Genomic DNA, 25,420 nt, shown 5'->3' on the forward strand with positions numbered 1-25,420 from the left:
CTCCTTACGACGCCGTTGTTTCGGCTTCGGCGGCCTCGGCCTCCTCGGCCGGCTTGGCGAGATCCGCCTCGGTGATCCAGCCGGCCTTGAGGCGGGCCTGCATGATCATGGCCTCGGCCTCGTCGCGCGAGATCTCGATGCCGTCGAGGAACCCGGCGTGCTTGGTCGGCTCGCCGCCTTCCTTGCGCTCGGTCCAGCCGACCAGATCGTCGGTGGCGCAGCCGGCGAGGTCTTCGACCGTCTTCACGTCGTTTTCGCCGAGTTTCACCAGCATCTTGCCGGTGATGCCGGGCACGTCCTTCATGGCGTCCTCGACGCCGAGTTCCTTGCGCTTGGCTTCCAGCTCGGCGTCAAGCTGCTCCAGGTACTCGCGGGCGCGGGTCTGCAGCTCGGTGGCGGTTTCCTCGTCGAAACCCTCGATGCCGGCGAGTTCCTTGACGTCGACCAGCGCGAGTTCCTCGACCGAGGTGAAGCCTTCGGAGGCGAGCAGCTGGCCGACCACCTCGTCGACATTGAGCGCTTCCATGAACACGCGGGTCGAGTTCTCGAAATCGGCCTGGCGGCGCTCCGACTCTTCCTGCTCGGTCAGGATGTCGATGTCCCAGCCGGTCAGCTGCGAGGCGAGGCGGACGTTCTGGCCGCGGCGGCCGATCGCCAGCGACAGCTGGTTGTTGGTGTCGGGCACCACGACCTCGATGCGCTCGCGGTCCTCGTCGATCACGACCTTGGCGACTTCGGCCGGCGCCAGCGCGTTGACGACGAAGGTCGCGATGTCGGGCGACCACGGAATGATGTCGATCTTCTCGCCCTGCAGCTCGTTCACCACGGCCTGCACGCGCGAGCCGCGCATGCCGACGCAGGCGCCGACCGGGTCGACCGAGGAATCGCGCGAGATCACGCCGATCTTGGCGCGCGAGCCCGGATCGCGGGCGACCGCCTTGATCTCGACGATGCCGTCATAGATTTCCGGCACTTCCTGCGCGAACAGCTTCGCCATGAACTGCGGATGGGTGCGCGACAGGAAGATCTGCGGGCCGCGGGTCTCGCGGCGGACGTCGAAGATATAGGCGCGGACGCGGTCGCCGTTGCGGAACACTTCGCGCGGCAGCATCTCGTCGCGGCGCACGATCGCCTCGCCACGGCCGAGGTCGACGATCACGCTGCCATATTCGACGCGCTTGACGATGCCGTTGACGATGTCGCCGATGCGGTCCTTGAATTCCTGGTATTGCCGGTCGCGCTCGGCCTCGCGCACCTTCTGCACGATCACCTGCTTGGCGGACTGCGCGGCGATGCGGCCATATTCCAGCGGCGGCAGCGTGTCGGCGATGGTGTCGCCGACCTGGGCGCCCGGATTGGCGCGCTGCGCATCGGCCAGTGAAATCTGGTTGGAGGAGTTCTCGACGACGTCGACCACCAGCATGTGGCGCGTCAGCCGCAGCTCGCCCTTCTTCGCATCGATCTCGGCATGGACGTCGGTCTCGCTGCCGTAGCGGGCGCGGGCGGCCTTGGCGATGGCGTCTTCCATCGCCGCGATCACGATGGAGCGGTCGATCGACTTTTCGCGCGCAACTGCGTCTGCGATCTGCAGCAGTTCGAGTTTGTTGGCGCTGACTGCCATGGCTTAGTCTCCTTCGAATGGATCGATCTCGCCACGGCGCGCGCGCTCGGCGGCCAGGCGGTGCTTTTTGGTGTTGGTCGGGGCCGGCTTCTTGCCGGGCTTGTCACCAGGCTTGGGCTTCGGCCTTTGGCTCTTCGCGGGATCGCTGTTCCTGGCGTGTGCCGGCTGCGGCGGCGCGAGGCCGAGCTCGCGGCGCAACTCGCGCTCGGCCGCCTTGCCGCGGCGCATCGATTCCTCGATCAGCTCGTCGGTCAGCACCAGCCGCGCGTCCGAAATGTCCTCCATCACCAGGAGAACCTCGGCGTCCTCGGTTGGACGCGGATCGTCGCGCGTGATGCGCACCGCATTGCCCTCGACGCCGGCGAGCAGGCCGCGGAACCGCTTGCGGCCCTGATGCGCCACCGCCATCTCGATCTTCACGAGATGCCCGGTGTAGCGCTCGAAGTCGGAGCGGCGCACCAGCGGGCGGTCGATGCCGGGCGACGAGATCTCCAGCCGGTAGGCGCGCTCGATCGGGTCGGCGACGTCGAGCACCGGCGACAGTGCGCGCGAGATCGCCTCGCAATCCTCGAGCTGCATCGAGCCGTCGGGGCGTTCCGCCATGATCTGCACGGTGCAGCCGGCGTCGCCCGAGACCTTGATGCGCACCAGGCGATAGCCCATGCCCTGCAATACCGGGACGGCGACCGCGGCGACGCGCGCCGCGACCCCGGGCTCGACGACGAGCCTGGGCTCGGCGAGCAGTTCGGTGTCCACGGACGCGGCGGTCGGTTCGGTCATATCCAGTGTCAAAGGCTGTCTTAGGTTTTCTTGGGTCTTTAGGTTTTCTTGGGTCTAAAGGATGCTGAGGTCGGTTGTGTTGTTCAGGTGGCCTTAAGGGGCCGCTAACGCTACCCAAACTGGACCCGGCCTCGCTGGGTCCCGTCAGGTAATAAAAAAGAGCGGGTCCCGGGGGGCCCACTCTCCTACGCGATCGTATGAGATACCATAAGTTGCGCTGGATATAGCGCTTTTGCCGGGGTCCGGCAAGGCCTGTGGCCTCCTGCGGAACGCGATTTTGGGGCTCGGACGGTGCAGGTTTGATCTAACCCTCCGTTTACGAACGGGACCATAGATTGCCGAAAATCGGCAAAACTGGCCGGTTTGGACAAGGCTCATGACGACAGCCCCTGCGCTGATCCCGGAACTCGACGACATCGTCCGCCGCGGCGACCCCAAGCGCCGCGCAGAGGCCGCGCGGCGGCTCGGCGAGTTGTTCCTGCAGGGCGCCGCGAGCTTTCGTCCCGACCATATCGACCTGTTCGACGGGGTGCTGACCAGCCTGGTGCCGCATGCCGAGCTTGCGGCGCGGATCGATCTTGCGGAACGGCTCGCGCCGCTCGTCAATGCGCCGCGGCGCCTGGTCGGGCAACTCGCCCGCGAGGATGAGGTCGCGATCGCGGGGCCGGTGCTGCGCCGATCGCCGGTGATTGACGAAAAGGCGCTGGTCGAGATCGCCAATGCCAAGGGGCAAGGCCATTTGCTCGCAATGGCCGAGCGATCGAAGCTCTCGGCCGCGCTGACCGATGTCATCGTCCGTCGCGGCGATCGCGATGTGATCCGATGCGCGGCCGGCAATGCCGGCGCCGCGTTCTCGGACGCGTCCTTCACGACGCTGGTGCGGCGCGCCGGCCAGGACGGCGTGCTGACGCTGCGGATCGGCCGCCGCGACGATCTGCCGCCCGCGCATCTGAAGAGCCTGCTGGCCGGCTCGATCGACGTGATCCGCCGCCGGTTGCATCATGTCGCCAAGCCGGAACGGCAGGCCGAGATCAAGCTCGCGATGAACGAGATCGAGGGCGCCGTCGTGCAGGTCGAGGGCCGCGATTTCGCAGCTGCGCAGCGCGCGATCCTGGCGCTGCATCGCGCCGGAGAACTGAACGAAGCCGCGGTGGCAGGTTTCGCAAAGGCCTTCAAATACGAGGAATGCGTGGCGGCGCTCGCCGCGATGGCCGGCGTGAAGATCGTCACGCTCGATCGCCTGATCTCCGGCGATCGTTACGACCCGATCCTGATCGCGAGCAAAACGGTCGGTTTCGAATGGCCGACCGTGCGCGCCCTGATCCTGATGCGGCTCGGGCCCAACCGCGTGCCGTCGCCGGCTGACATCGAAGGTGCGCGGGTGAATTTCGTGCGCCTGATGCCGTCAACGGCACAACGGGTCGTGGATTTCTGGAAGTCGCGGTAGTTCAAGCGCAACGTTCAACCCGTCATCCTGAGGAGCGCGCAGCGCGTCTCGAAGGATGCACGGCCGCGCTGTTGCAGTCGGGCCGTCGTGCTTCGAGACGGCCGCTTTGCGGCCTCCTCAGCATGACGGATCACATTGCGTACTTCCCAAACCCAAAAGCGCTCCGCTATGCTTTCCGCAAGGCGCGACACAGCGCCAACGGGGAGATCGCCATGCTGACGGACGCCGACATCCAATCGCACGCCGAGCGGATCCGCGACGACGGATACACCGTGATCGAGCGCGCCGCCTCGCCGGACCTGGTCGAGGGATTGAAGGCAGCGGTCGAGCGGATCGAGCGCGAGCACAATCTCGGCCTCGCCCGGACGTCGTTCGAAGGCTTCAAGACGCTGCGCATCAACAACCTCCTGACCTATGACGATCTGTTCTGGGAGGTGCCGCTGCACGAGAACGTGCTGCCGGTGGTCGAGCGCGTGCTGGACAGGGAATGCCTGCTCTCGTCGTTCTGCTCGCTGGTGCTCGGGCCCGGCGAGGTGGCGCAGCCGATTCACGAAGACACCCAATTGATCCCGCTGCCGCGGCCGCACATTCCGATCACGATCAATGCGATCTGGGCGCTGTCCGATTTCCGCGACGACAACGGCGCGACGCGGATCGTTCCGGCGAGCCACAAATTCGATTCGTCGCCGGAATACGGCAAGGATTACGACGCGGTCACCGCGACCATGCCGGCCGGCAGCGTGATGCTGTTCGACTCTGCGCTGTGGCATGGCGGCGGCGCCAACTCGAGCGACGCCAGGCGCTTTGCCTTCTCCTGCGCCTATTGCTGGGGCTGGATGCGGCAGCAGGAAAACCTGCAGCTCGGCATTCCCCGCGACACCGCGGCGCGCTTCCCGCGCCGCTTGCAGGAATTGTGCGGTTACAGCGTCTACAAGGGCCAGTTCGGCCACATCGACAATCACGATCCGATCGAACTGCTTGGCCGCGAGCGCGGCAAGCGGATGGTGTGGGAGGCGACCGACGTCAGGAAGGCGCGGTTGGCGGAGGCGAAGGGATAGCAACTCTCCGTCATTCCGGGGCGATGCGTTTGCATCGAACCCGGAATCTCGAGGTTCCCCAGGGCGCAATTGCGCCCCTGAGGTTCGCTCGTTTCACTCGCGCCCCGGAACGACAGTCTAATCGACGCGTCGAAATCTCAGATACGCCGCCTTGCGTCCTTCTCGCTCGGCCTTGGCGCCGTAGCGCGTCATCGTGTAGTTCGGCCACGGCTCGAGCCAGTCGATCGCGCGCTCCGCGAGCCAGGCGAAGTCGGGCGAGCGCATCAGATGCGCCAGCGTCCAGGCGCAATAATCGTCGATGTCGCTGACGAAGCGGAATTCGCCGCCCGGCGGCAGCAGTCGCGTCATCGCAGCGACCGTTGCATCCTGCACGAAGCGCCGCTTCCAGTGCCGCCGCTTCGGCCAGGGATCGGGATGAATCAGGTCGATGCGCGCGAGCGAGCGGGCCGGCGCCCAGGCCAAGAGCTCAGCGGCGTCGCCGGCGAACAGGCGGATGTTGCCGATGTTCTGCGCCTCGATCCGGGTCAGGATCTTCGCCATCCCGTTGACATAGGGCTCGCAGCCGATGAAGCCGGTCGTCGGAAACGCCTGCGCTTCCGCGATCAGATGCTCGCCGCCGCCGAAGCCGATCTCGAGCCTGACAGTCTCGATGCCGTCATCGAACAATTCGGTCAGCGTCCCGGGCGCGGGCGCCGAGATGTCGAGCGAGAGATGCGGCAGCAGATTGTCGATCAGATCGGCCTGGTGCGCGCGCAGTTTGTGGCCCTTGCGCCGCCCGAAGAACGAGCCGCGCGAATGGGCCATCGCGCCGTCCTCCTGGGAATCGCGATCGCTGGTGTCGTTCGGAGCCGGTGTCATCGCAGCGTCTGATAGAGACGGTAGAGCAGGCGCGCGCGCGGCTCGATCGAGGAGATGTAGAGCTGCTCGTAGTGAGTATGCGCGCCCTTGCCGTCGACGCCGAGGCCGTCGAGGGTTGCGGTATGCGGCGCGGTGAAATTGCCGTCGGAACCGCCACCGGTGAAGACATCGATCAGCTCGAAGCCGAGTTCGGCGGCAAGCCCCTTGGCGTGTTCGTACAGCGCGGCACCGGCGTTGCTCTTCTCGTAGGGCGGACGGTTCAATTCGCCGGTCACCTTCACGGTGACGCCCTCGGTACGCGACGTGATGGCGAGGATCTTCGGCACCAGCTCGTCGGCGTCGGCCATGGTCGGCACGCGCATGTCGACTTCGGCATAGGCCTCTTCGGCGATCACGTTCGGCTTGGTGCCGCCGCGGACCACGCCGACATTGACGGTGACGCCGCGCTTGAGATCGTTCATCGCCTCCAGCGTCTGGATCACATTGCCGAGTTCCCGGATCGCGCTGCGGCCGTCCTCGGGGCGCGTCCCCGCATGCGCCGGCGCGCCCTTGATGTGGACGTCGAAGCGGGCAACGCCCTTGCGGCCGGTGACGATCTTGCCGCCGTCGCGTGCGGGTTCGGTCACCAGCACGTATTTGGCCTTGCGGCCCTCGGCCTCGATCAGCGCTCGCGAGGTCGGGCTGCCGATCTCCTCGTCCGAGACGTAGAGCTGGGTGATGCCGAGCGGCGGGCGGGCGTCATCGGCGCAGATCTGCCGGAACGCATGATAGGCGAGATAGGCGCCGCCCTTCATGTCGTAGATGCCCGGTCCGAACGCGCTGTCGCCTTCTATCTTGAATGGTAACCGCTCGATGAATCCCATCGGGTGAACTGTGTCGAGATGGCTCAACACCAGGATGCCCGGGGCGTCCTGCCCCCAGGACGAGCGCGTGACCAGGTGGTCGCCGCAGCCGTCGCGTCCCGCGACGCGCTCGACCGTGGCCGGCAGCTCGCGATAATCGGCCGCGACGAGATCAGCCAGTTTGTTGACCTGATCCGGCCGTTCGGTCGGCGACTCGATTTCGACCCAGCGGCGGATGCCGTCGAGGATCGCAGCGGTTTCGAACGGGTTGCTGGACATGTTGTTGTCGTCGCCTGTGAATTCGTTTTGTCATTCAGCGCACGCGCCAAAGCGTGATCCGGAAAGTGAGAAGCGGTTTTCCCTCGCGACAAACGCGAAGCGTTTGCGCGGAGTTCATGCTCAAACAACGAGCTAGAGCGCGATGACGCTCAACCTGAGGCCATCGCGCCTTGACGTGCGCCGGAATGACATATTCCAGATTTGACGATCTCTCAAACGGATATGGCCGAATCAGACCTGTTCGGCCGCCTCGCGTGCCGCGATCTGCTCGACCAGTTCGACGATGCTGCGGCGGAGCTTGGCATCCGCGATGCGCGTGAAGGCGCGGGTCAGGGCCAGGCCTTCGGCGGTTGCCAGAAAATCGGAGACGTAGGTCGGCGAGGAGCCCTCGCTGAAGCCGTCGGCGGTCTTGACGCCGCTCGGGCCGCCGTCGAACAGGAAGGAGACCGGCACTTGCAGGATTTCCGAGATTTGCTGCAGCCGGCTGGCGCCGACGCGGTTGGTGCCCTTCTCGTATTTCTGCACCTGCTGGAACGTCAGGCCTAACGCCTCGCCCAGTTTTTCCTGGCTCATGCCGAGCATGATGCGTCGCATGCGGACACGGCTGCCGACATATTTGTCAACAGGATTGGGCGCTTTGGTGGACATCTCCAACTCTCCTAAGGGATTGCGCGCCCGGTGGGTGAGGCAAGTTGGACGTGGAGTATGCCTCAGGCGCCGGTGCCGTCAAATCCTGCAAGGAGGATCGGGACGAAATGCGGACAATTTGCGCAAAGGGGCTGACGTGGCTTGTGATTTCGCGTGGACCCGTACAATGCGAAGTGCACGGTCGATCTGTCAACTGGTGGAATCGCGCTGAGGTAAATTTCGACGTTTTTTCGGGTTCGCGACAACCGGCGATATGCAGCCGTCAGGCTTTTCGCCTCGCAAAACGGCGCCGCAACACGAACGCCAGGGCCGTGATCACAATCACAGCGGCCGGGATGTTCCCGACACGCGCGTAGATCGTCGGCGCGATCGCCATCGGCAGGCCGGCGTCGAGAACGCCTTCGATGCCGAGCCCGAGTTGCGCGACAATCCGCCCGAGCGGGTCGACGACGGCCGAGATGCCCGTATTGGCGGCGCGCACCATCGGCAGGCCTTCCTCGATCGAGCGCAGCCGGGCCTGTTGCAGATGCTGATAGGGGCCGGTCGAGATTCCGAACCAGCCGTCATTGGTCACATTGATGATCCAGCCGGGGCGGTCGTCGCGGCTCACGACATTGCCGGGAAAGATCGCCTCGTAGCAGATCAGGGGCAGTGCACGCGGCGCCTTCGGAATGTCGAGCGTCCGGCGGACCGTGCCGGGAATGAAGCCGCCCTGCACCTTGGTGAGCTGCACGAAGCCGAGCTTCTCCATCCAGTCCTGGAACGGCAGATATTCTCCGAATGGGACAAGGTGCAGCTTGTCGTAGACCGCGAGCACGCTGCCGTCGTGGTCGATCACGTAGATCGAATTGTAGGCGCGCGTGATGCGGGCGCCGGGCGGCAGATCGGGCGCACGCACCGAACCGGTGATCAGCACGGTTCCCTTCGGCAGGAGGTCGGCGATCTGCGCCATCGCGTCGGCTTCCTTGGTCAGGAAGAACGGGAAAGCGGATTCCGGCCAGATCAGGATGGTGGCGTCGCTCACGCCGGTCGAATGCGGCCCGGAGGCCCGATCCGACAATGTGAGATATTTCTGCATCACCGCCGCCTTGGCGGAGTAGTTGAACTTGGCGTCCTGCTGCAGATCGGGCTGCATGATGCGCAGCTTGACGCCGTCGACCATTTTGGTTGGTTGCTGCGAGAGGCGGACTGCGCCGAACGCCAACATCGCGGCGAGAACCAGCACCGCGGCGACCGGCGCCCGCCACGGCTTGCGCCCGCGCGAGGCGCCGTCGATCAGCACGGCCGGGCTTGCGAAGATCGCGACCGCCAGGAACGTCATGCCCCACAGCCCGATCAGCGACGCGGTCTGGGCGAGCGCCAGCGGTTCGGTCAGCGCATAGCCGAACGCATTCCACGGAAAGCCGCTCAGCATATGGCCGCGCAGCCACTCCGAAATCGTCAGGCTGACCGCGAGCGCCAGTACGCGCGAGGCGTCGCGCGGCCAGATCAGCCGCGCGAGCGCGAAGCCGAAGGCGGTGAACAAGGCGAGATAGGCGGGCAGGCCGAGCACCGCGAACGGCGTCAGCCAGGCGAAGGTGTCCGCATCGACGAAGAAGGCGTAGCCGATCCAGTACAGACCTGGCACGAAATAGCCGAGGCCGAACCAGAAGCCGGACATCGCCGCGGCGGGCAGGCCGCGCCAGCGCCCGGCGGCGCTGCCGTCGATCAGCCAGACCGCGATGGAAAAGGTCAGAAACAGCACCGGCCAGGCGTTGAACGGCGCCATCGCCAGCGAGGACAGCGCGCCGGCCGCGAGCGCGAGCACTGCGCGCTTCCATCCCCAGGTCAAAATGATCGCAAGTCCGACCGAGCGGAGTTTGTCTGACAGCCTCACTGCGGACCGGCTCCCTCGCCGGGCGGCGGCAGATTGTCATTCGCCTGCGGGTTTCCGGAGTCCGGTGCCTGCTCGCGGCGCCGCTCGCGCTCCTTGCGCGGTGTCGGCCGTTCCTTGCGCGCGGTGACCCGCACGCGCTTGACCCGTCGCGGATCGGCGTCGAGCACCTCGACCTCGTAGTTGCCGGGTCCCGAAATCACCTCGCCGCGCACCGGCAGCCGGCCGACGAACGACACCAGATAGCCGCCGAGCGTCTCGACCTCCTCGCCGGCGTCGCCGATCACGAAATCCTCGCCGATCACCGAGCGGACATCGTCGAGGCTGGCGCGCGCATCCGCGATGAAGGAGTTGTCCGCCTGGCGAACGATCGAGGGCGGCTCGTCGGAATCGTGCTCGTCGTCGATCTCGCCGACGATCTGCTCGACGATATCCTCGATCGAGACCAATCCATCGGTGCCACCATATTCGTCGACCACCAGCGCGAGATGGATGCGCGAGGCCTGCATCTGCGCCAGCAGGTCGATCGCGCGCATCGACGGCGGGATATAGAGCAGCTTGCGGATGATATTGGCGTCCGCCAGCGGCAGCGCCAGGTCGACGCTGCGCAGGTCGAGCCCGGCCGGGAACGGCTTCTTGCGCCGCGTCTTGGTCGTGTCGGTGACGCGCGCCTTCGCGGTCATGAAGGCGAGCAGGTCGCGGATGTGCACCATGCCTTCGGGATCGTCGAGGGTTTCGTTGTAGACGACGAGCCGCGAATGCGCCGCGCTCTCGAACAGGCTCATCAACTCGCCGAGCGGGATGTCGCGCTTGACCGCGACGATGTCGGCGCGGTGCACCATGACGTCGGCGATCCGCCGCTCGTTCAGCGACAGGATGTTGCGCAGCATGGTGCGCTCGATCGCCGAGAAGCCGACGTCGTCGGGCGTCGAGGCGTCGAGCACCACCTGGAGGTCGTCGCGCACCGAGCCGGCCTTCCAGCCGAACAGCGTGCGGATCGCGCGCACCAGCCAGCCCTCGGCGGCCGGGCGCTGCACCTCGCCTTCATGCACCACGGCGGGCAGGTTGCTCACGTTGCGCGGATTGTCGTGGGTAGGTTCGGAATCCGGCATGTCAGGCGATCCGATCCGCATAGGGGTCGGGAATGCCGAGCGAAGCGAGGATCTCGCGCTCGAGACCTTCCATGTCCTCGGCATCGTCGTCGTTCTCGTGGTCGTAACCGATCAGATGCAGGAAGCCATGCACCGCGAGATGGCTCAAATGATGATCGAACGGTTTCTGTTCTTCATCGGCTTCCCGCCGCGTCGTCTCATAGGCGATCGCGATATCGCCGAGCATGCGCGGGGCATCGTCAAGTCCGCCGGCGCCTTCCGGCTGCAGCGCCGGGAACGACAGCACATTCGTCGGCTTGTCGATGCTGCGCCAGTTGGCGTTGAGGGTGCGGATGCCGGCATCGTCGGTCAGCATCACCGCAAGCTCGGCGCCGGCGACATCGGCGTCGGCGATCTCGGCGGCAGCCTCGATAGCGCGATGAATCACCGCGTCGGCATGGGGCTCGGCCTGCCAGCATTCGGCGGTGACGAGAACCTCGGTTGCAGGAAAAGCGGACACCTTCGTTTCAAAATCTGCGTTATGGCCGGAACCCGCATCATGCGGACCCGCAGCCGAAGCTATTGGTCTCAAGATCTGGCGTTTGCCGGCTTTTGCGGCAATCCCTCATAGGCGGCCACGATGCGCGCCACCAATTCATGGCGGATGACGTCCTCGGCCTTGAAGTGCACCTGCGCGATGCCTTCGACGCCGTCGAGCAGTTTCACGGCTTCCGTGAGCCCCGAAGCCTGGCCGTGCGGCAGGTCGACCTGCGAGGGATCGCCGGTGACGATCATCCGGCTGTTCTCGCCGAGGCGTGTCAGGAACATCTTCATCTGCATCGTCGTGGTGTTCTGCGCCTCGTCGAGGATGATGGCGGCATTGGTGAGGGTGCGGCCGCGCATGAAGGCAAGCGGCGCGATCTCGATCTCGTTGCCCTGCAGCGCGCGCTCGACGACGCGGGCATCCATCAGATCATACAGCGCATCATAGATCGGGCGCAGATACGGATCGACCTTCTCCTTGAGATCGCCGGGCAGGAAGCCGAGCCGCTCGCCGGCCTCGACCGCGGGCCGCGTCAGGATGATGCGATCGACTTCCTTGCGCTCGAACAGTTGCGCGGCATGGGCGACCGCGAGCCAGGTCTTGCCGGTGCCGGCCGGACCGATACCGAACACCAGCTCATGCCGCTTCAGCGCGCGGATGTAGGAATCCTGCGCCGCGGTGCGGGCGCGCACCGGACGCTTGCGCAGGTTGATGGTCTCGAACGTCGGCTTGGCGGTCTTGTTGTCGAATTCGAACAGCGAGCCCTGTGCGAGCACGGCGCGGATCGCGCCCTCGACCTCGCCCTGATCGAGATCGTGTCCGGCGACGGCCTGCGCATAGAGCGTCTCCAGCACACGCCGCGCCGCGTCGCAGCCGTCACGGGAGCCCGCGATGCTGACATGGTTGCCGCGGGAATCGACCACGACGCCGAGCCGCCGCTCGATCAGCGCCAGATTCTGGCCGTAAGGGCCGACCAGCGCGGATGCGGCGCGGTTGTCGTCGAAATCGATGACGACCTGAGTTTCAGGTGGCCGGGTCTCGGGTGGCATTTGCATGTCGCGGTCAGGTTTGCGGCTGGGAGCAAGCGAAGACGAATCCGATGCGCTTTTGGGCAAGGATTTCAGGCTCCAATGGTCTGCGAAATGAGGCGCGCTGCCGGCGTCGCAAGCTCGCCGATCAGGCTGTAGCGCTCGAGGCTGTCGATCCTCACCGGGAGGACCTGACCGATGATCTCAGGCGATGCCATCACATGGGCGGGCTGCAGATAGGCGGTGCGGCCGACGATCTGGCCCGGATTGCGCGCGGCGCGCTCGAACAGCACATCGACCGTTGTGCCAATCACAGCACGGTTGAAGGCCGATTGCTGGCTGTCGATCAATCCCTGAAGCCGCCCCAAGCGCTCGTCCATCTCGGCTGCTGACACCGTCTCCCGCATCTCCGCCGCCGGCGTGCCCGGTCGTGGCGAATACTTGAATGAATATGCCGCAGCGTACCCGATTTGCATGACAAGCGCGAGGGTGGCGGAAAATTCTTCCTCGGTCTCTCCGGGGAAGCCCACGATAAAATCTGATGAAAAAGCAATGTCTTGCCGTGCGGCACGGAACCGGTCGATGACGCGCCGGTAGTCATCGGCGGTATGTTTGCGGTTCATGGCGGCGAGGATCCGGTCGGCCCCCGATTGCACCGGCAGGTGCACGAACGGCATCAGCGCGGGCAAATCGCGATGCGCCGCGATCAGTGAGTCGTCGACGTCGCGCGGATGGCTGGTGGAATAGCGCAGCCGGGTGACGCCGGGAATTTCGGCGAGTCGCTGCAACAATCTGCCGAGCGGCCAGACGCGGCCGTCGGGGCCCTCGCCGTGATAGGCGTTGACGTTCTGTCCGATCAGCGTGAATTCGCGCACGCCGTTGTCGGCGAGCTGCATGACGTCGTCGATGATCTTGCTGACCGGACGCGACACTTCCGCGCCGCGCGTATAGGGCACCACGCAGAAGGTGCAGAACTTGTCGCAACCTTCCTGCACCGTGACGAAGGCGGAAATGCCGCGCGCGCGGATCGCGTCGGGCTTCGGCTGCGGCAGGAAGCCGAACTTGTCCTCGACCGGAAATTCGGTTTCGAGCGCGCGGCCGTTTTCCCTGGCGCGCTTCAAGAGCTCGGGCAGATGATGATAGCTCTGCGGCCCGACCACGATGTCGACGGTCGGCGCCCGCTGGATGATCTCGGCGCCTTCGGCCTGCGCGACGCAGCCGGCGACCGCGATCTTCATCTCGCGGCCCGCCCGCGCGGCCTCGTCCTTGGCGACGCGGAGCCGCCCGAGCTCGGAATAGACCTTCTCCGACGCCTTCTCGCGGATGTGGCAGGTGTTGAGGATCACGAGGTCGGCGTCTTCGGCGCTCGCGGTCTCGACAAAGCCCTCGCCGGCCAGCGCGTCCACCATGCGTTGCGCATCGTAGACATTCATCTGGCAGCCATAGGACTTGATGTGCAGCTTGCGCGGCGTCGTCATGGAACCCTGAGAGCGGAAAATGGAAACGGCGCCATCCGGGCGCCGGGGCTGAAATATAGCTTAAACCGGGGAAAATCCAGCGGTCCCGACCGGTCATTCCGGGGCGCTCCCGGAGGGGACGAGCCTCAGGGGCGCAATTGCGCCCCGGGGAATCTCGGGATTCCGGGTTCGATACTGACGCATCGCCCCGGAATGTCGGGATAATTCAGCCAGCAAACGCTTTGGCGCCAATCCGGGCGATCAAATCGGACAATTGCCGCATATCGGCGAATGTGACGGCCGCGCCGGCCCTGCGCAGCGTATCCTCGTGTTCCGCCGTGCAATGGCTGCCGCCGTAAAATCCGAGCACGGTCATGTCAGCGGCGCGGGCGCCGGTGACGCCGGCCACGCTGTCCTCGATCACGACGCAGCGTTCCGGCCGGGCGCCCATCTGTTCGGCCGCGAACAGGAACAGATCGGGCGCCGGCTTGCCGCGCTTGACCTGCGTGGCGGAGAAAATATGCGGCGTGAGCTGGTCGTAGAGCCCGGCGCAGGTCAGGCCATGATGAATCTTTTCCGGCGTGCCGCTGGAGGCCACGCATTTCGGCAAAGTGAGCGCGGCAATCGCGTTGCCGACATGGGCGATCGCGCTGAGATCGTCGGCATAGAAACTCAGCGTCGCGTGCTTGACCTCGGCCTCGAACGTCTCGGGCAGCGCGCGGCCGAGTTCGCTCTCGACGATCCGCCGCGCCTCGCGGTCGGACACGCCGAGGAAACGCTTCAGCACGCCGTCGGGTGTGATCGGAAAGCCGTGCCGCGTCAGCGTTTCTGCATGCGCGCGACACGAGATCACCTCGCTGTCGACAAGCACGCCGTCGCAATCGAAGATGACGAGATCAAGGCCCATGGTCTGGTGATGCGTTTCCTTGCGCGCGCCCGCGTCGCGTGAAATCGCGCACGCCTACGACTTGCTGTCTTCGTCGAGCGGGACGCAATAGAGCTCGAGACGGTGATCGACCAGCTTGTAGCCGAGCTTGCGCGCGATCTCGGCCTGCAGCTTCTCGATCTCCTCGGAGGTGAACTCGATTACCTTGCCGTCGCGCAGATTGATCAGATGGTCGTGATGGCTCTCCGGCATCTGCTCGTAGCGCGCGCGGCCCTCGCGGAAGTCGTGTCGCTCGATGATGCCGGCATCCTCGAACAGCTTGACGGTGCGATAGACCGTCGAGATCGAGATCTTGTCGTCGACCGCCACGCAGCGGCGGTAGAGTTCCTCGACGTCGGGATGATCCATGGCCTCCGCCAGCACGCGTGCGATCACGCGGCGCTGTTCGGTCATGCGCATGCCGGTCGCGGCGCAGCGCGCCTCGATGCCGGTATTCTTCTGCGCAGGCGTGATTTTCACCGTCGTCATGGGTCCTTGGCAGGTCCTTAGTGGTCCTCGATCGTCTTTGGGCCTTGGTTGGCAGGGCAGGGCGCTGTTCTGCCACCGCGCCGATGTTACGACAAGTCGCGCCGCATCAGAAGCGCGTTCAAATGTTCCCCACCGGGTTGCTTGTAGTAGCGTTCGCGGCGGCCGATCACGCCGAATCCGGCCCTTTCATAGAGCCGTCGCGCCGGCTGATTATTCTCTTCCACCTCGAGGAAGATGGTGCGGATGCCGCGGCCGGCAAGATGGCCGAGATGGGTCAACAGCAGGTCGTGCGACAGGCCGCGTCCGCGCTGATTGGAATCGATCGCAATCGACAGGATTTCCGCTTCGTCTGCCGCCATCCGCGACACCGCAAAGCCGATCACCTTGCGGCCCTGGCGCAGCCGGTGCACCAGCGTGTTGCGCTCGGTCAGCATCGCCTCGAACTCGCCTTCGCCCCAGCCGCGATGAAACGATGCGCCGTGCAATTGCGCGAGCCGCGCCGCGTCACGCAGGGATGCGGGCTCGACCGCGGGCGGACCGCCGCCCCACCATCGTGACAGCCAGCCGATCATGTCGACGGCGGCACGCTGATTTCGAGCCGATCCTTCGGCGGCTTCGCGTCGGGTGCGCGCAGATAGAACGGACGCGGCGGCGCGGTTTCGGGATCGACGGCCGCGCCGACCCAGGCGACCCAGGCAATGTCGGGCGCGGGCTGCCTGTCGACTTTCACCGGCGGCGTTGCGCCGGCGGGCCAGCGCTCGGCAAGGATATTTGCGGCGTTGCCGACCAGATGCAGCGCGCCGAACTGCGCGGCCTCGAGCGCTTCGGTGATCGGCGCCACCTTCGGCTTGAGGATCGGGCTGCCGTCGCCGCTCACCAGCTGGAAATAGACGTGATCGTGCCGCGCATCGATCGCCGACAGAATCGGATTGTTGCCATTCTCGGCGACCACGGGCGCGGCGTAAGCCGCGAGCGTCGACAGCCCGACCACCGGCTTCGCAGCGGCGAGTGCGATGCCGCGCGCCGCCGAGAGGCCGACGCGCAGGCCGGTGAAACTGCCGGGGCCGGTGGTGACGGCGATGCGGTCAAGCCCGGCAAATCCGATGCCGCTCTCTTTCATCACCCGAGCGATCAGCGGCATCAGCGCCTCGGCATGGCCGCGCTGCATCGCCTGCGATTCGATCGCGATGGTGTTGCCGGAGGCGGTGTCGAGCACCGCCGCGGAGCAGGCGTCGAGCGCCGTATCGATCGCGAGAATCATCATGGGGCAAACGTCAGGGCGAACGGAAGGTCAGAACCATTTCCGATTCGCCGGCTCACCGTTCGTCCCCCCTCTCGGGCGGGCAAGGCGCGCAGTGCCGTGCCCACCATCAACTGTGTCGTATCGAAGGTGGGCTGCGCCTGGCGGCCCACCCGGCGCAAATCACATCGGCCGGACTTCCTGCACGTCGGGCACGAAGTGCCGGAGCAGGTTCTGGATGCCGTGTTGCAAGGTCGCGGTCGATGACGGGCAGCCCGCGCAGGAGCCCTTCATGTTGAGATAGACGATGCCGTCCTTGAAGCCGCGGAAGGTGATGTCGCCGCCGTCATTGGCGACCGCCGGGCGCACGCGGGTCTCGATCAGGTCCTTGATCTGCTCGACGGTCTCGGCGTCGGCCTCGTCGAAGAACTCGTCTTCCTCGTCGCGCGCATCGTCGCTGCCGGCCGTGCCGTCGGCGAGCAGGGGCGCGCCGGACATGTAGTGCTCCATGATCGCGCCGAGGATCGCGGGCTTGAGGTGCTGCCAGTCGCCGTCAGCTTTGGTTACGGTGACGAAGTCGGCGCCGTAGAACACGCCGGTGACGCCCTGAATGGCGAACAGCCGTTCGGCAAGCGGCGAGCGCGCGGCGGATTCGGGTGAGGAGAATTCCATGGTGCCGCTGTCGAGCACCAGGCGGCCCGGGATGAATTTCAGGGTGGCGGGATTGGGCGTAGCTTCGGTCTGAATGAACATTTGCTGTCTCCGGCGTCGCCGGTTCAAGGCCGGCGCGTTGAGCTCCCCTATGAAATGGCAATTAAAAAGCCCGCGATCAAGCCGCAAAACCGCGGTTCCAGGCCCTTACCCATGCCCTGGCGCGGTGCCGGAGCCGGCAAAGCGCTAGGACAGGGCGTCGATCTCGGCGTCGGTCAGGCCGCCCGGCACGATGGTCACGGGAATCGGGAACGCGCCCATGGTCTTGGCCATGGTGGTGATGATCGGCCCGGGCCCCTCGGCGCCCGGATTGGCGGCCAGCACCAGCATCGCGATATCGACGTCCTTGTCGATCACGTCGAGGATCTGCTCGGTCGGGTCGCCCTCGCGAATCGCCCGCTCCGGGGTGATCGCGGCGATCCCGTTGGCGCGGCCGGCGGCGCGGTCGAGCGCCTCATTGGCGGCCTCCTCGGCCTCCGCGCGCATGATGTCGGCCACCCCGAGCCATTGCTGGTTCTGGTCCTCGGTCTCGATCACCCGCAGCATCACGACGCCGCCGCCGACCCGGATCGCCCACCGGCTGGCGTAATAGACCGCACGGTCCCATTCCGCGGTGTCGTCAACGATGACGAGGCATTTCGGCTTGTGACCTGTCTCGTAGCTTCGTCGCTGGGCGGTCATGCATGTCCCGGTGCTGAGCCAAACCAACCCATGCTGCCATACTCCCTCGCCGTTTGGGAGAGGGAGCGCGGAGTTCCTGCTTGCGTGTCAGCGCGGACGGATGAAGCCGACGATGTCCTTGGTGATGCGCATGGTCTCGTCGGCGATGCCGCGGGCGCGGTTGGCGCCGTCGGCCAGGATCGAATCGACATGGCCGGGATCGGCGACCAGCTTCTTCATCTCGGAGGCGATCGGCGCCAGTTTTGCGACGCAAACCTCGACCAGCGCGTTCTTGAACGTCGAGAACTGGCCGCCGCCGAATTGCGTCAGCACCTCCTGCTTGGAGATACCGGCGAGCGCCGCGTAGATGCCGACCAGATTGTCGGCTTCGGGGCGAGTCTCGAGGCCGATTTCCTCCGACGGCAGCGGCTCGGGGTCGGTCTTCGCCCGGCGGATCTTCTGTGCGATGGTGTCGGCGTCGTCGGTGAGGTTGATGCGCGAATTGTCCGACGCATCCGACTTCGACATTTTCTTGGTGCCGTCGCGCAGGCTCATCACCCGCGTCGCGGGCCCCGTGATCAGCGGCTCGGGCTGCGGGAAGAACAGGCCGTCGGCGAAGCCGTGGCCGCGGATCGAATCGCCGAAATCATTGTTGAACTTCTGCGCGATGTCGCGGGACAGCTCCAGATGCTGCTTCTGGTCCTCGCCGACCGGCACGTGGGTGGCGCGATACAGCAGGATGTCGGCAGCCATCAGCACCGGATAGTCGTAAAGGCCGATGGAGGCGTTCTCGCGGTCCTTGCCGGCCTTCTCCTTGAACTGGGTCATGCGGTTCAGCCAGCCGATCCGCGCCACGCAGTTGAAGATCCAGGTCAGCTCGGCATGGCCGGCGATCTGGCTCTGGTTGAACACGATGTGCTTCTTGGCGTCGATGCCCGCGGCGATGAAGGCGGCGGTCACCTCGCGGGTGTTGCGCGCGAGCTCGGCCGGGCCGCCCCAGACCTCGACGCCCTGCGTGATCGCGTGCATGTCGACGACGCAATAGATGCAGTTATGGGTCTGCTGCATCTTCACGAAATTGACGATGGCGCCGAGGTAATTGCCGAGGTGCAGATTGCCCGTCGGCTGGACGCCTGAGAAAACCCGTTCAACGAACGCCATTGTGTTATTTCCCGGAAATAGCCGCTGCTTTTGCGGCGTCGTTTGCCACTTAAGCCCCGCGCGCGCAAGTCAGGCGGGGCGCCTTTGCCTGACGGCGTTAACCGCCTCGCGCCAGCCGGTGACGCCGAAAAGCTGCAAGAACAGCCCGTAACCGGCGATGCCGGCCGCGATCAGCAGGAGGAGGGAGGCCGCCTGCACGAAACCGTGGTGGCCGGTCGCCGGCAAGGTGCCTTCCGCGAGCCATAGCAGGCCGCCCATCGCGAGCGCCGCGGCCAGGATGCGCGGCAGTCGACGGCGCGCGTCGCCATCGATCGAAAAGCCGAACGTCGCGGCCCCCCTGCGGATCAGCGCCAGCGCATTGCTCCAGGCGCCGAGCGCAATGCCTGCGGCAATTCCGCTCGCGCCGAAGATATGGCCGAGCACGAAGGCCGCCGCGATCGCAACCACGATGGCCTTCAGCGTCGCAGCCAGCGGCGTCAGCGTGTCCTCGCGGGCGAAGAACGCCGGCGACAGCGCCTTCACCAGCACATGCGCCGGCAGCGCGAGCGTCAGCCAGATCAGGGCCTGCGCGGTTGCCGCAGTATCCGCTGCGGTGAATGCGCCGTGCTCGAACAGCATCCGCACGATCGGCGCGCTCAGCACCATCAGCCCGAGCGTCGCCGGTAGTGCCAGCCCGACCGCGAGTTCGAGGGCGCGCGATTCCGCATGCGCGATCGCGGTGTGCTCGCCGCTGCGCACCGCGCGCGTCATCTCCGGGATCAGCACCGTGCCCATGGCGACGCCGACAATGCCGAGCGGCAACTCGAGCAGGCGGTTGGCGAAATAAAGCCAGGACACCGCCGAGGGCGAGGTCGACGCGATCACCGCGCCTGCGACGACGAGCCATTGCGGCGCGCTGCTTGCGACCATGCCGGGGACCGCGCGGCCGAGAAAGCCGCGCATCTCGGGATCAAGGGAGATGCGGAGCGGTGCGGCGAGCTTTGCGCCGCGCAGCGCCAGCATTGACAGCTGCAGGAGGCCGGCGATGCCGATCGTGGCCGCCATGACCAGCGCGGCCTGCATCGGTTCCTGCTGCCGCACCAGCAGCACAATCATCACTGATATCAGCGCGATGTTGAACAACAGGGGCGAGAATGCGGTCAGCGCGAAGCGTGCCTGCGCGTTGAGCAGCGCCATCATCACGGTGACCGGGCCGGCGAAGGCGAGATAGGGCAGCATCAGTCTTGCGTCGTCGACGGCGAATTGCAGCGTGTCGCGGCCGACGAAGCCCGGCGCGATCGCCGCGATCACCAGCGGCATCAGCATGCCGATGACGAGCGCGGCCGCGATGACAGCGGCGCTGACGGTGCCGAGCACGCGGCCGGCAAAGGCGGTTGCCGCCGCCAGGCCATCGGCATCGCGCGCCTTCAGCCATGCCGGCACCAGGGCGGCATTCAATCCACCTTCGGCCAGCAGCCGTCGTACAACATTCACAAGCTGAAATGCCGCCAGGAAGGCATCCGCGACGGGTCCCGCGCCAAGCAGCGCCGCAATCACGGAATCGCGCACGAAACCGAGCAGTCGCGAGGCCAGCGTTCCCGAGGAGACCGTGAGGAAGGAGCGGAACATAGTGTCTCTATAGCAGCAGCCCGCGTTGCTGCCAGCGGCACTCTACTCGACCCGTCACCCTGAGGAGCGCGCCCTTGCGCGCGTCTCGAAGGGTCGATGGCCACGAGCGGGGCCGATTCATCCTTCGAGACGCGCTACGCGCCCTCAGGATGACGGAACTGGCAGCCTCCGCTTCCCTTGCTGCCCCAAGGCGTAACGTGATAGGTCGCGGCTCTTGTTGGGTGGCGTTAACACAAGGCAGGTCTATGGCTGACGCAAAATATGACATTCTCGGGATCGGCAATGCGATCTTCGACGTGCTGGTGCAGACCGACGAGGCGTTCCTTGCCCGTCACGGCATGACCAAGGGCTCCATGCAGCTGATCGACGAGGCGCGTGCCACCGCGATCTACGGCGACATGGGCACTGCGACCGAGATGTCGGGCGGCTCGGCTGCGAACACCATCGTCGGCGTCGGCAGTCTCGGTGCCCGCGCCGCCTATGTCGGCAAGGTCAAGGACGACCAGATCGGCAAGCTTTACGTTCACGACATCCGCGCCGCCGGCGTGGCCTTCGACACCGCGCCGGCCAAGACCGGCCCGGCCACCGGCTGCTCCTACATCCTGGTGACGCCGGACGGCGAGCGCACCATGAACACCTATCTCGGCGCCGCGCAGGACCTGACGCCCGACGACATCATTCCGGCCCAGATTGAAGCCGCCGGCATCATCTATCTCGAGGGCTATCTCTGGGATCCGAAGAACGCCAAGGACGCGTTCGTGAAGGCGGCGACGATTGCGCATGGCGCCGGCCGCCAGGTCGCGCTGACACTGTCGGATTCGTTCTGCGTCGACCGCTACCGCGACGAATTCCTCGATCTGATGCGCAAGGGCATCGTGGACCTGGTGTTCGCCAACGAGTCCGAGCTGCACTCGCTGTACCAGACCTCCGATTTCGACACCGCGCTGAAGCAGTTCGGCAAGGACACCAAGCTCGGCGTCGTCACCCGCAGCGAGAAGGGTTGCGTCGTGATTTCAGGCGACGGCGTCGTAGCGGCGCCGGCCTCGCCGATAGACAGACTGGTCGACACAACCGGCGCCGGCGATCTGTTCGCGGCCGGCTTCCTGGTCGGCCTGGTGCGCAATATCGGTCATGAGAATGCCGGCCGTCTCGGCGCACTCGCCGCCGCCGAAGTGATCCAGCACATCGGCGCCCGGCCGCTGGTGTCGCTGAAGGATCTGGCGAAGCAGCAGGGGCTGCTGGTTTAAGGGCGGCGCTCTCTCTGTCATGGCCGGGCTTGACCCGGCCATCCACGCCTTTCTTGCAAGCGGATCGGAGGGCGTGGATGCCCGGGTCGAGCCCTGGCATGACGACGTTGATGGAGCGGGGCAGGCTCTTACGCCGTCTTCGCCGCCTTCAATCCGAGCCGCTTCTCCACCGCGTCGCGCATCACGAATTTCTGGATCTTGCCGGTTACCGTCATCGGGAATTCCTCGACGAACTCGACATAGCGCGGGATCTTGTTGTGGGCGATCTGGCCCTGGCAGAAGGCGCGGACCTCGTCTGATGTCAGCGTCTCGCCGGCCCTGATCCTGACCCAGGCGCACAGCTCTTCGCCATAGCGTTCGTCGGCGACGCCGAAGATCTGCACGTCCTGGATCTTCGGATGGCGATAGAGGAATTCCTCGATCTCGCGCGGATAGAGGTTCTCGCCGCCGCGGATCACCATGTCCTTGATGCGGCCGACGATGTTGCAGTAGCCCTCGTCGTCGATCACCGCGAGATCGCCGGTGTGCATCCAGCCATTGGCGTCGAGGACGTCGGACGTCTTTTCCTTCTCGTCCCAATAGCCGAGCATGATGCTGTAGCCGCGGGTGCAGAGCTCGCCGCGTTCGCCGCGCGGCACCACCTTGCCGTCGAAATCGACCACCTTGACCTCGACATGCGGATGGATGCGGCCCACGGTCGAGACGCGCCGCTCCAGCGGATCGTCGGTCGCGCTCTGAAAACTCACCGGGCTGGTCTCGGTCATGCCGTAGGCGATCGTCACCTCGCGCATGTTCATCTCGGTGTTGACGCGCTTCATCACTTCGATCGGGCAGGGCGCGCCGGCCATGATGCCGGTGCGCAGCGAGGACAGATCGAAGCGCGAAAATTCCGGATGGTCGAGCTCGGCGATGAACATGGTCGGCACGCCGTACAGCGTCGTGCATTTCTCCTGCGCGATCGTCGTCAGCGTCGCCAGCGGATCGAAGCCTTCGCCGGGATACACCATGGTGGTGCCGAGCGTGACGGAAGCGAGGTTGCCCATCACCATGCCGAAGCAGTGATAGAGCGGCACCGGAATGCAGATGCGGTCCTGCTCGGTCAGCCGCATGGCGCGGCCGGTGAAGTAGCCGTTGTTGAGGATGTTGTGATGCGTCAGCGTCACGCCCTTGGGCGAGCCGGTGGTGCCGCTGGTGAATTGAATATTGACGGGATCGTCGAACTGCAAAGTTTCGCCGAGCGCCGCAAGCTGCTCGCGATGGCGCGCGCCGCCCATCTGCGCGACCTGCTCGAACGGAATCGTGCCCGGCGCCGCCGGTCCGCCGATCTGGACCACGGCGCGCAATTGCGGCAGCCGCGCCGAACGCAGGTGACCGGGCTCGGCGCTCGCAAGCTCGGGCAGCAGCGTGTTCAGCATCTCCATATAGGCCGAGGTCTTGAACGCGGTCGCGGTCACGATCGCGGCGCAGCCGACCTTGCCGAGCGCGAATTCGAGCTCGCTCAGCCGATAGGCCGGATTGATGGTGACGAGGATCAGCCCGGCTTTCGCGGCGGCGAATTGCGTCAGCGTCCATTCCGGCCGGTTCAGCGACCAGATGCCGATGCGCTCGCCGCGTTGCAGGCCGAGCGCGAGGAAGCCCGACGCCAGTGCCTCGACACGGTCGGTGAATTCGTTCCAGGTCCAGCGCACATTGTGGCTGGGCGAGACCAGCGCCTCGCGGTCGCCCCAGCGCGCGCGTGCGCGGTCGAGGGCGCGGCCGATGGTTTCACCGAGCAGCGGCGTATCGGAAATGCCGCAGACATAGCTGTCTGCCTTGGGTGCCGTGGGTGCCAAGATCGTCCTCCTCCCGGTCGTGTCGCCGCGCTTTTTTGCGCGATCTTAGTCGTTTGGCGGCGACGGGACAGGCCCGACCTATGGCGGGTATGAAAAATCCCTCCCGTTGAGGGAGGGATTTCACGGTGCTTGGCTGGAACCTCAGGCCGCCCGTTGCCCGCTGCCGGCGTCGAGGCCGGCATAGATGCCCTTCTCGAAGCCTGCGAAGGCCTCCAGGCTGTGCTTGTCGGCGAACGGCAGCAGCTGGGTCAGGATCACGCCGCAGACATCGCGCGACGGATCGATCCAGTAATAGGTGTTGGCGAGGCCCGCCCAGGCGAGGCTGCCGGCGCTGCGGCCTTCCGGCGTCTTGGCGGTGTTGATCAGGAAGCTCAGTCCCCACTTCTTGACGATATCGGGCCAGAGATCGACATCGTTGGTGTACATCGGCAAGGCCGTCGTCATCTTGTTGACGGTGAGCTCGCCGATGTGGTTCTGCCCCATCGTCGCGACGGTCTCAGGCTTGAGCACCTGATTGCCGTTGCCTTTGCCCTTGTTGAGGATCATCTGGCAGAACTTGATGTAGTCCGCCGCGGTCGAATACAGGCCGCCGCCACCCATATGGAATTCGGGGTTCTGCTCGAGCTCGAACGGGATCGCCGCGAGCGTGCCGTCCTCGCCGCGCGCATGCATGCCGACCAGCCGCTTGCGCATGTCGTCGGAGATCTTGAAGCCGGTCTCGCCCATGCCGAGCGGTGCGAACATGTTGTCGCGCAGATAGGCATCGAGCTTCTTGCCGGATGCGGCTTCCACGGCCTTGCCGACGAAGTCGATATTGGTGCCGTACTCCCAGCGCGTGCCGGGGTCTGACATGATCGGCGTCTTCAGCGCGGCATTCAGGCAGGTGATGATGCCGGGCGTGCCGGTCTTTTCCAGATATTTGCCGAGGTCGGCGTCCCACATGTCGTAGGCGAAGCCGGCGGTGTGGGTCATCAGCTGACGCAACGTGATCGGCTTGTTCGCGGGCCGCAGCTTCGGCTCGCCCTTGGCGTCGAAGCCGTCGAGCACCTGCACCGCGGCGAGATCGGGCAACAGCTTGCCGATCGGCTCATCGAGCGAGAGCTTGCCCTGCTCGACGAGCTGCATCGCGCCCGCCGAAGTCACTGCCTTGGTCATCGAGGCGATCCAGAACACGCTGTCCGCCGTCATCGGATCGCTCTTGGAGAGGTCGCGCTTGCCGAACGCGCCTTCATAGATCACGTCCTTGCCGGTGGCCGCGATCGCGACCACGCCGGGAATCTCCTTGGCCTCGCTCTTCTGACGCAAAACCTGATCGATCTGAGCCTTGCTCTGCATTGGGCTTCCTCCGGTGGGGTTTATTGTTTTGAAGTGGGCGGATCATCCTCCCGCTTTTCGGGTCCCGCAAGGCGGGCGCGATGCGATGATGTCGCGATGTCGTGAAGGCGGAGCCTGCCAGGAACGGCCTTGCTCAACAGGCGTTCACCACGCGCGCAGATTTTATGGTGGACTCCGCGCAAGCCCCGGTGACCCCCGCACGCGGCCACGGTAACGTGATCGGCAGATTGATTTTCGTACCTGTTTTTTTGCATTAACGCATTCAGATCGCTGCATAAACGGTGCGGCGAATTGGGCTGGATTTGACAAAAAGGCTCGTCATTTCGCCCTGCGGGGACGCAGCAATGATTTCGACATGGAGTGAATGGAAGCGCTATCCGCGGCCGGGCCGCAGCGAGAATATCGAGGCGCCGATCAGCCCAGGTCTTTACGAGGTCCGCTACGCAGGTACCGGCGCGCTGCACTCGTTCGAGGCCGTCGAGAATGTCGCGCAGGCGCTGGCGCTGCTGCTGACCGGCACCAAGTCCTGGTTTGGCCGCCGAGACGTGCGGGCGCAGGCCGACCTCGAATACCGGACCTGCGCGACCACGACCAAGGCGGATGCCAAGGCCGCGGCGGAGCGCATGATCGGCCGCCGCGAGACCTATATGAGTGGTGGCGCGGTGTCGTGACGCTGTCATTCCGGG

At 65.6% G+C, this 25,420-nt stretch carries 24 protein-coding genes; 4 read left to right on the plus strand and 20 right to left on the minus strand.

Going from position 1 to position 25,420, the window contains the following annotated elements; genetic code table 11:
* Positions 1-4 precede the first annotated feature (4 nt).
* Together nusA and rimP are read right to left on the minus strand one after the other, a co-directional pair.
* Positions 5-1,621 (minus strand): transcription termination factor NusA, encoded by a 1,617-nt coding sequence (gene nusA / locus ACVILL_RS13600; RefSeq protein WP_456729500.1) that lies wholly within the window; start codon positions 1,619-1,621, stop codon positions 5-7.
* Positions 1,622-1,624: 3 nt separating this feature from the next.
* The gene (rimP, locus tag ACVILL_RS13605) at positions 1,625-2,401 is read right to left on the minus strand and encodes a ribosome maturation factor RimP (RefSeq protein WP_456729501.1); all 777 of its coding nucleotides are present in this window, start codon (positions 2,399-2,401) and stop codon (positions 1,625-1,627) included.
* Between the two features lie 376 nt (positions 2,402-2,777).
* Between rimP and ACVILL_RS13610 the strand changes: the two genes are divergently transcribed.
* Together ACVILL_RS13610 and ACVILL_RS13615 are read left to right on the plus strand one after the other, a co-directional pair.
* The gene (locus ACVILL_RS13610; protein ID WP_456729502.1) at positions 2,778-3,848 is read left to right on the plus strand and encodes a DUF2336 domain-containing protein; all 1,071 of its coding nucleotides are present in this window, start codon (positions 2,778-2,780) and stop codon (positions 3,846-3,848) included.
* Positions 3,849-4,060: 212 nt separating this feature from the next.
* Positions 4,061-4,906 (plus strand): phytanoyl-CoA dioxygenase family protein, encoded by an 846-nt coding sequence (locus ACVILL_RS13615; RefSeq protein ID WP_456729503.1) that lies wholly within the window; start codon positions 4,061-4,063, stop codon positions 4,904-4,906.
* A gap of 117 nt (positions 4,907-5,023) precedes the next feature.
* Here the strand turns inward: ACVILL_RS13615 and ACVILL_RS13620 are convergent, their stop codons facing one another.
* The 16 genes from ACVILL_RS13620 to murJ all read right to left on the minus strand — a co-directional run bounded on the left by ACVILL_RS13620 (position 5,024) and on the right by murJ (position 20,320).
* Complete coding sequence (locus ACVILL_RS13620; RefSeq protein ID WP_456729504.1) at positions 5,024-5,764, minus strand: tRNA (guanine(46)-N(7))-methyltransferase TrmB; 741 nt, start codon at positions 5,762-5,764, stop codon at positions 5,024-5,026.
* Complete coding sequence (locus ACVILL_RS13625; protein WP_456729505.1) at positions 5,761-6,885, minus strand: M20 family metallopeptidase; 1,125 nt, start codon at positions 6,883-6,885, stop codon at positions 5,761-5,763. The genes ACVILL_RS13620 and ACVILL_RS13625 overlap by 4 nt, the downstream gene beginning before the upstream one ends.
* A gap of 231 nt (positions 6,886-7,116) precedes the next feature.
* Positions 7,117-7,533 carry a helix-turn-helix domain-containing protein gene (locus ACVILL_RS13630; protein ID WP_212019449.1) on the minus strand — a complete coding sequence of 139 codons (417 nt, stop codon included), beginning with the start codon at positions 7,531-7,533 and terminating at the stop codon, positions 7,117-7,119.
* Positions 7,534-7,795: 262 nt separating this feature from the next.
* A complete protein-coding gene (gene lnt, locus ACVILL_RS13635; protein ID WP_456729506.1) occupies positions 7,796-9,409 on the minus strand; it encodes an apolipoprotein N-acyltransferase in 1,614 nt (537 codons plus the stop codon).
* Entirely contained in the window at positions 9,406-10,518 is a 1,113-nt protein-coding gene (locus ACVILL_RS13640; RefSeq protein WP_456729507.1) for a hemolysin family protein, read from the minus strand. Before ACVILL_RS13640 ends, lnt begins: the two co-directional genes overlap by 4 nt.
* A 1-nt stretch (position 10,519) precedes the next feature.
* Positions 10,520-11,017 (minus strand): rRNA maturation RNase YbeY, encoded by a 498-nt coding sequence (gene ybeY / locus ACVILL_RS13645; RefSeq protein ID WP_456729508.1) that lies wholly within the window; start codon positions 11,015-11,017, stop codon positions 10,520-10,522.
* Between the two features lie 68 nt (positions 11,018-11,085).
* Positions 11,086-12,156 carry a PhoH family protein gene (locus ACVILL_RS13650; RefSeq protein WP_083742211.1) on the minus strand — a complete coding sequence of 357 codons (1,071 nt, stop codon included), beginning with the start codon at positions 12,154-12,156 and terminating at the stop codon, positions 11,086-11,088.
* Positions 12,157-12,161: 5 nt separating this feature from the next.
* Positions 12,162-13,547, minus strand: coding sequence for a tRNA (N6-isopentenyl adenosine(37)-C2)-methylthiotransferase MiaB (gene miaB / locus ACVILL_RS13655; RefSeq protein WP_456729509.1), 1,386 nt, complete (start codon positions 13,545-13,547; stop codon positions 12,162-12,164).
* A 205-nt stretch (positions 13,548-13,752) separates the two neighbouring features.
* Positions 13,753-14,433 (minus strand): HAD family hydrolase, encoded by a 681-nt coding sequence (locus ACVILL_RS13660; protein WP_456729510.1) that lies wholly within the window; start codon positions 14,431-14,433, stop codon positions 13,753-13,755.
* Between the two features lie 54 nt (positions 14,434-14,487).
* Entirely contained in the window at positions 14,488-14,940 is a 453-nt protein-coding gene (locus tag ACVILL_RS13665) for a Fur family transcriptional regulator (protein ID WP_016840396.1), read from the minus strand.
* Between the two features lie 86 nt (positions 14,941-15,026).
* On the minus strand, positions 15,027-15,512 hold the full coding sequence (gene rimI / locus ACVILL_RS13670; RefSeq protein WP_456729511.1) for a ribosomal protein S18-alanine N-acetyltransferase: 486 nt from the start codon (positions 15,510-15,512) through the stop codon (positions 15,027-15,029).
* Positions 15,509-16,204, minus strand: coding sequence for a tRNA (adenosine(37)-N6)-threonylcarbamoyltransferase complex dimerization subunit type 1 TsaB (gene tsaB / locus ACVILL_RS13675; protein WP_456729512.1), 696 nt, complete (start codon positions 16,202-16,204; stop codon positions 15,509-15,511). The genes rimI and tsaB overlap by 4 nt, the downstream gene beginning before the upstream one ends.
* Positions 16,205-16,363: 159 nt before the next feature.
* Positions 16,364-16,933, minus strand: a complete 570-nt coding sequence (locus ACVILL_RS13680) for a NifU family protein (protein ID WP_456729513.1) — start codon at positions 16,931-16,933, stop codon at positions 16,364-16,366.
* Between the two features lie 144 nt (positions 16,934-17,077).
* Entirely contained in the window at positions 17,078-17,572 is a 495-nt protein-coding gene (locus tag ACVILL_RS13685) for a universal stress protein (RefSeq protein ID WP_456729514.1), read from the minus strand.
* Between the two features lie 87 nt (positions 17,573-17,659).
* Positions 17,660-18,712 (minus strand): tryptophan--tRNA ligase, encoded by a 1,053-nt coding sequence (gene trpS / locus ACVILL_RS13690; RefSeq protein ID WP_456729515.1) that lies wholly within the window; start codon positions 18,710-18,712, stop codon positions 17,660-17,662.
* Positions 18,713-18,781: 69 nt separating this feature from the next.
* On the minus strand, positions 18,782-20,320 hold the full coding sequence (gene murJ / locus ACVILL_RS13695) for a murein biosynthesis integral membrane protein MurJ (RefSeq protein ID WP_456729516.1): 1,539 nt from the start codon (positions 20,318-20,320) through the stop codon (positions 18,782-18,784).
* A gap of 245 nt (positions 20,321-20,565) precedes the next feature.
* Here murJ and ACVILL_RS13700 point away from each other — a divergent pair, with 245 nt between their 5' ends.
* Positions 20,566-21,567 (plus strand): adenosine kinase, encoded by a 1,002-nt coding sequence (locus ACVILL_RS13700; RefSeq protein ID WP_456729517.1) that lies wholly within the window; start codon positions 20,566-20,568, stop codon positions 21,565-21,567.
* 128 nt (positions 21,568-21,695) lie between these two features.
* Here the strand turns inward: ACVILL_RS13700 and ACVILL_RS13705 are convergent, their stop codons facing one another.
* Complete coding sequence (locus tag ACVILL_RS13705; RefSeq protein ID WP_456729518.1) at positions 21,696-23,399, minus strand: AMP-binding protein; 1,704 nt, start codon at positions 23,397-23,399, stop codon at positions 21,696-21,698.
* 141 nt (positions 23,400-23,540) lie between these two features.
* The gene (locus tag ACVILL_RS13710; RefSeq protein ID WP_456729519.1) at positions 23,541-24,734 is read right to left on the minus strand and encodes a serine hydrolase domain-containing protein; all 1,194 of its coding nucleotides are present in this window, start codon (positions 24,732-24,734) and stop codon (positions 23,541-23,543) included.
* A gap of 344 nt (positions 24,735-25,078) precedes the next feature.
* Between ACVILL_RS13710 and ACVILL_RS13715 the strand changes: the two genes are divergently transcribed.
* A complete protein-coding gene (locus tag ACVILL_RS13715) occupies positions 25,079-25,405 on the plus strand; it encodes a hypothetical protein (RefSeq protein WP_456729520.1) in 327 nt (108 codons plus the stop codon).
* The last annotated feature ends 15 nt before the right edge of the window (positions 25,406-25,420 follow it).

This window comes from Bradyrhizobium sp. USDA 3364 (assembly GCF_054056355.1).

Coding starts and splice junctions, on each gene's coding strand:
- nusA (WP_456729500.1), bottom strand. CDS start 1,621: ATGGCAGTCAGCGCCAACAAACTCGAACTGCTGCAGATCGCAGACGCA.
- rimP (WP_456729501.1), bottom strand. CDS start 2,401: ATGACCGAACCGACCGCCGCGTCCGTGGACACCGAACTGCTCGCCGAG.
- ACVILL_RS13610 (WP_456729502.1), top strand. CDS start 2,778: ATGACGACAGCCCCTGCGCTGATCCCGGAACTCGACGACATCGTCCGC.
- ACVILL_RS13615 (WP_456729503.1), top strand. CDS start 4,061: ATGCTGACGGACGCCGACATCCAATCGCACGCCGAGCGGATCCGCGAC.
- ACVILL_RS13620 (WP_456729504.1), bottom strand. CDS start 5,764: ATGACACCGGCTCCGAACGACACCAGCGATCGCGATTCCCAGGAGGAC.
- ACVILL_RS13625 (WP_456729505.1), bottom strand. CDS start 6,885: ATGTCCAGCAACCCGTTCGAAACCGCTGCGATCCTCGACGGCATCCGC.
- ACVILL_RS13630 (WP_212019449.1), bottom strand. CDS start 7,533: ATGTCCACCAAAGCGCCCAATCCTGTTGACAAATATGTCGGCAGCCGT.
- ACVILL_RS13640 (WP_456729507.1), bottom strand. CDS start 10,518: ATGCCGGATTCCGAACCTACCCACGACAATCCGCGCAACGTGAGCAAC.
- miaB (WP_456729509.1), bottom strand. CDS start 13,547: ATGACGACGCCGCGCAAGCTGCACATCAAGTCCTATGGCTGCCAGATG.
- ACVILL_RS13660 (WP_456729510.1), bottom strand. CDS start 14,433: ATGGGCCTTGATCTCGTCATCTTCGATTGCGACGGCGTGCTTGTCGAC.
- ACVILL_RS13665 (WP_016840396.1), bottom strand. CDS start 14,940: ATGACGACGGTGAAAATCACGCCTGCGCAGAAGAATACCGGCATCGAG.
- rimI (WP_456729511.1), bottom strand. CDS start 15,512: ATGATCGGCTGGCTGTCACGATGGTGGGGCGGCGGTCCGCCCGCGGTC.
- tsaB (WP_456729512.1), bottom strand. CDS start 16,204: ATGATGATTCTCGCGATCGATACGGCGCTCGACGCCTGCTCCGCGGCG.
- ACVILL_RS13680 (WP_456729513.1), bottom strand. CDS start 16,933: ATGTTCATTCAGACCGAAGCTACGCCCAATCCCGCCACCCTGAAATTC.
- ACVILL_RS13685 (WP_456729514.1), bottom strand. CDS start 17,572: ATGACCGCCCAGCGACGAAGCTACGAGACAGGTCACAAGCCGAAATGC.
- trpS (WP_456729515.1), bottom strand. CDS start 18,712: ATGGCGTTCGTTGAACGGGTTTTCTCAGGCGTCCAGCCGACGGGCAAT.
- murJ (WP_456729516.1), bottom strand. CDS start 20,320: ATGTTCCGCTCCTTCCTCACGGTCTCCTCGGGAACGCTGGCCTCGCGA.
- ACVILL_RS13700 (WP_456729517.1), top strand. CDS start 20,566: ATGGCTGACGCAAAATATGACATTCTCGGGATCGGCAATGCGATCTTC.
- ACVILL_RS13710 (WP_456729519.1), bottom strand. CDS start 24,734: ATGCAGAGCAAGGCTCAGATCGATCAGGTTTTGCGTCAGAAGAGCGAG.
- ACVILL_RS13715 (WP_456729520.1), top strand. CDS start 25,079: ATGATTTCGACATGGAGTGAATGGAAGCGCTATCCGCGGCCGGGCCGC.